The sequence below is a fragment of the Rubritalea sp. genome, from assembly GCF_039830215.1.
Lineage (GTDB): Bacteria > Verrucomicrobiota > Verrucomicrobiia > Verrucomicrobiales > Akkermansiaceae > Rubritalea.
The window spans coordinates 1-5,361 of sequence record NZ_JBDOPO010000266.1 but is presented as its reverse complement, the minus strand read 5'-3'; the positions used below and the strand labels follow the sequence as shown (position 1 = coordinate 5,361).

Sequence of the window (5,361 nt, the reverse complement as noted above, 5' to 3'; positions counted from 1 at the left end):
GGATTTGCTTGAGTTGCTTGCTATGGAGGGGCATCTGGCCCATGGTTATAGCAGAGATGTCCTCCATGATACCAATGTGAAGGTTACTAATGTCTTGGCGGAAGGAGCTTTGACAATCAACACTGAAGTCGTCTGGTTGGCCAGCTCGAAGAATTGCTTTTCGAGCACTGGGTTCTTTCAGCTCCGTTTGCCAGTCGCTCAATACCCTCAGATTTCTTGCGACTCTGAGAAGCTTCAGCGTGAATCTGTGCCGGAGCTCAATGGTTGGTCAGTGAGTGTGCAATTTGATAGTGTAATATACCAGCCGGGACTGGCTCTGAATAAGCCGCGTCACTCTCCCACCATAGGGATCTATCGCTACAGTGAAGATGGTCAGGCGACTGCAATCTTCACCCAGACTGTGCACGACGAGACGGATAGGAACCTCTTTCTGAGTATTGCCCCAGTTAGCTTCGGTCCGAAAGACTTATCTGATTTGCCATGCTTACTTTATTCAAAAAATGGCTGGGAAGGTTCAGCCGTGAAATATGTTCGATCCACTTCACCACACTACGAAAATTAATATGAAAATAAAAACAATCCTAATGACCTGGGCAGCCTCAACTTTGGCTATGCAGGCGCAGATCGTCTACCAAGGCGGTGAAGGGCCAGGTAAGGGAAAGCATATCGTTTTTGTGGCCTCCGACCACGAGTACCGAGCTGAGGAGAGTTGCCCAGCATTGGCACGTATTTTAGCAAAGCATCATGGATTTAAATGCACGGTGCTCTTTGGTGTGGATAATAAGGGGTTCATCGAGGCTGGAGCTTCAAATATACATGGGCTTGAGGCGCTTAAAAATGCAGATTCAATGGTAATTTTTGCGCGTTTCCTGGATCTTCCTGACGAGCAAATGAAGCATATCGTGGATTTTGTCGGAGCGGGGAAACCTGTGGCTGGATTGAGGACTTCTTCTCATGCTTTTAAAATACCTAAAGGGAAAACTTACTCGAAATTTGATTTTAAATACACCGGTAAGGATTACCAGAATGGGTTTGGCGAGCAGGTGCTAGGAAACACTTGGGAAGGGCACCACGGGAAAAATCATAGGCAAGGAACCAGAATTCTACTAGAGGAGTCACAAAAACAACATCCCGTGTTGCGAGGAGTTGAAGACAACGCTTTCTGTCATGCTGGTGGATATGTTGGTGTGGTGCGTGATGGATTCACCTTGTTGGCAAAGAGCCAACCATTGGTTTCTATGGATCCCAGTGCAGCTGCTGACACAAAGAAGGTGGCGATGCCGTCAGCCTGGGTGAGGCATTATGAAGGGAAAAGCGGTCAGAAAGGTCGAGTTTTTCATAGCACACAAGGAGCGTCGGAGGATCTGCTAAGCGAGAGCTATCGTCGCCTCGTGATTAATGGCGTGTTCTGGATCAATGGGCTAGAAGATGCGATCAAAGCCGACAATAATGTTGCATTTGTGGGCTCCTATAAGCCGCGAACCTTCAAGATGGGAGGTTATGCAAAGGGCGTGAAACCTGAAAATCTGCAAGACTACAACACTCTGATCATGCCGCTTAAGTCTGCTCCCGTGACTAAAAAAAATCGACGGTAAGCTCTAGGGAGTTAAGGGCGGGAAATGTGCGCCTAAGTTGGTCCTACTTTCACCTTTGGCAAATGAAGAGCTGTCTCAGGTGAAAGCGGCACAGATGGATAGTCAAAAAATAATACTCTAGACTGCTAAGCTGAAGCAGCTGACTGAGAAGAATAGAGTGGGATTTGTGGTTTTTTCCAAGCAGCTGAATGGAGTTAAAGAAGGAGTGGGGTAGTGCTAGCAATGGTAATTCAATGACTATCAACGGTTCATCAGTGCTTACAAAAGCTCCGGTCAATGGCCTCGCGAACTTTTGCCTAATGAAGCATTCCATTCCGCTCAACGCTACCGCGCGCTCAATAGTTTCGAATATACTGGGGGCGCAGTGGTAGCTATGTCTCTCTGGGCTTTCTCTTGGCCATGCGTAATTTCGATGTGATGGTGGCTAATCGCGATGCAGTGATCCGTGCGCCTGCTGCGGGCAAAATGACCAAGCCTGAAGATTTCCATGTGCCTATATTAGAGTGAGTAGATCGATCTTGTGTCGCAAATGCGTGGAGGTCTACCAAAGGCGAAACCCTAGCGTTTAAAGTGGATCATCGGTCAGAATTCAATTGCTTTCGAGGTGAATGTTAACGAAATGGCATGCCCTTTCAGCATGCGATGGGATACTAAAGGACGTCTGTTGGTATCGAGGTAAACGACCTACCCGCCGGTGTGTCCGGGGCAGCAGTCCGCTGATAAATTCACCATGGTTTCGCTACTCACCTTCGACTGTGCACCTCACGCCTGTATGGGCCCATCGATTTGGCCAAAAGAAATCCACTAAGATTTCCTCAAGAGTGGTCACAAGCCGACGGATATAGTAGAGCTACATCTGTGGCTGGAGAGAGGGGACAGTTTCGAGAAAGAGTCACTAATGGAATGTGATAACTATACAGTGGCCGCAGCAACCTTCGGCCAGCAGGAAGGAATCTACGTTATGCGATCAAATGCGGATTCGACTCATTAGCCCTGTCTGGTTATTGTCGGTGAGGGAGCGACGAGTCTAAAATTGCTGATGGTGTGAAGTGCTTGTAAGGACGTAGAAATCTGAGCAGCCATATAAACTGAGTAAAAAATACAATGCCTTTGATGAGCAAAAATGTCTAGCTCAGGTAAAGGTCACTGTTTTCCTGAGCGTCTTATGTTCGATAAAAAAGAGCTCCATAGTGCAGGCTGGTCAAGCGGCCAGACTGCTAGAGAATAAAACGCATGCCACTCAGCACACTGTGCTAATTTTAGAGAGGGGTGACAATTCACGAGGCCGGGATGGGTGCTAATGACATCGCAAAAATCCCTGCAGGAATAAAACTAGAATCTTGTTGCCTGCTAAACTGATTGGCGAGCATAGCACAGAAAATCTGCGTTTATCGCACCAATGAAACCTGATGAATATCCATTTATTTTTAGTTTGACCACAGGATCGCGATAAAAAAAGTGTCATGATTGCTAGGGGATAAATCGGTAGATTATGACGTTTTTATTCAAATTTTAGAAAAAGGTATTCTATACGGAATTCGCTTTTGCAGGGATAGTGCTTGCTGTAAATAAAAGAACTATATGTCAGCGTACTCAATTGGCCTAGATTATGGCACCAACTCGTGTCGATCATTATTGATTGATCTGGAATCAGGAAGGGAACTAGGATCTGAGGTCTTCAACTATCCATCAGGAGAGCTGGGAATACTCACGGATCCAAGCGACCCCAACGTGGCACGGCAAAACCCTCAGGATTATATCGATGGCTGTGAGACAATCATTCGTGGAGCCATTGCTCAGGCCCAAAAAAATGATCCTGACTTCTCACCATCAAAGGTAATCAGTATTGGTGTTGATACCACTGGTTCGACAGTGATCCCTGTTGACGCAGCAGGATCTCCATTAGCATTTGATCCTCAATTTTCTGATAACCTGAACGCTAAAGTCTGGCTATGGAAGGACCACACGGCTTTCAGAGAGGCTGAGCAAATTTCCAACTTAGCTCAAGCGATGAGGCCGCAGTATTTAGAAAAATGTGGAGGCACGTATTCTTCCGAGTGGTGGTGGTCAAAAATTTTACGTATACGTCAGGTTGACTCAGCGGTGTTCGAGGCGGCATTCTCGTTTGTCGAGCACTGTGACTGGCTCACGGCTGAGCTCGCTGGTGATACAAACCCGCTCACGCTGAAGCGTTCGATCTGCGCAGCTGGCCATAAGGCGATGTTCAATGACCAGTGGGGGGGGCTACCAGATAAGGAATTCTTATCGAACTTAGATCCTTCTCTAGCTGAACTCAGAGATAGGCTTTATGAGAATGCACATGCGTCAGATCAACTAGCCGGAACACTATGCAAAGATTGGGCTAGTCGATTGGGGCTCGATGAGGGAATAGCGATAGCCGTTGGCGCATTTGATTGCCACATGGGCGCTGTAGGAGCTGGAGTTAAAAAGGGAACCTTAGTTAAAGTACTGGGGACTTCTACCTGTGACATCACTGTCGCAGACCAAACTGTGGCGAATGTTCCTGGGCTCTGCGGTCAAGTAGATTCCTCAGTTGTGCCGGGCTTGATAGGAATTGAGGCTGGTCAGTCGGCAGTTGGCGATTTGTTCCTCTGGCTGGTGAATCATTTAGTGCCGGACAGTTATGGTGTGGATAGTGGCGCGAAATTTGCTGCGATGGGAGAGAAAATTTCTAAAATGAAACCAGGCGAAAGTGGGCTGTTAGCGTTGGATTGGAATAATGGAAACCGGACGGTGCTTACTGATGTGAGACTCTCAGGATTGATGTTAGGGCAAAGCTTACACACTGAAGCCCATGAAATATATAGAGCATATATCGAAGCCACTGCCTTTGGAGCCTACACGATTATCAAGCGGATGGAGGAGTTCGGAGTAGAGGTCAATGAGGTCGTCACGACTGGTGGTCTTTCACTGAAGAATCCAACCTTGATGCAAATTTATGCAGATGTTATTGGAAAGCCGATGAAAGTTTCAGTGAGTGAGCAAACTTGTGCACTGGGTGCGGCCCTGTTTGGTGCTGTATCAACAGGCTATGCACCGCTGGAACAACTGCAAGAGCGGGTCGTGAATTACCATGATCAAGTGTATTACCCGATTGCCGAAAACCAAGTGGTCTATAGCCAGTTGTTTGAGCTCTACAGCCAGCTTCATGATGGCTTTGGCGCCAACGAGTGGCGTGGATCTATGGCAAATGTGATGAAAGAGTTGATGAATATCCGTGAGCAACAACGAAACTAAGATGACTGAAGATTTAAAACAAATGGTCGTCGAGGCCAATCAAGCACTGGTTAGTTCTGGGCTGGTAGCGTTGACGTGGGGGAATGTGAGCGCCATAGACCGTGAGTCAGGACTGGTTGCAATCAAGCCTAGCGGGGTTGCTTATGAGGAGCTAACCACGACCAGTATAGTCGTGCTCAATCTCGAAAATGAGGTTGTAGAAGGAGAGTTGCGCGCATCATCAGACACAAAAACTCATCTAGAAATTTATCGTAACTTTAAGGAGGTGGGAGCAGTGGTTCATACCCATAGCCCATCTGCCACAGCATTCTCTCAGGCCGGAAAGGGCCTGCCATGCTTGGGGACAACCCATGCCGATCACTTCTATGGCGAAGTCCCTATCGCGAGGGCTCTGACAGCCGAGGAAGTGAGTAGCGATTACGAGCACGCTACGGGAGTTAGCATAGTGCAGCGATTTACCGAATTAAAGCTCAATCCTATGGAGGTGCCCGCTGTGCTTTTAAAGCAT

Annotated in this window: 4 protein-coding genes; all 4 read left to right on the top strand. The window is 47.5% G+C overall.

Going from position 1 to position 5,361, the window contains the following annotated elements; translation table 11 throughout:
- On the top strand, window positions 1–562 hold a 562-nt coding region (locus ABGY95_RS08785; protein WP_347441303.1), incomplete at its 5' end, for a hypothetical protein.
- 1 nt (window position 563) lies between these two features.
- Window positions 564–1,595, top strand: coding sequence for a hypothetical protein (locus ABGY95_RS08780; protein ID WP_347441302.1), 1,032 nt, complete (start codon window positions 564–566; stop codon window positions 1,593–1,595).
- A gap of 1,581 nt (window positions 1,596–3,176) precedes the next feature.
- Window positions 3,177–4,853, top strand: a complete 1,677-nt coding sequence (locus tag ABGY95_RS08775) for a ribulokinase (RefSeq protein WP_347441301.1) — start codon at window positions 3,177–3,179, stop codon at window positions 4,851–4,853.
- A gap of 1 nt (window position 4,854) precedes the next feature.
- Window positions 4,855–5,361: class II aldolase/adducin family protein (locus ABGY95_RS08770; protein WP_347441300.1), on the top strand; the 507-nt coding region annotated here is incomplete at its 3' end.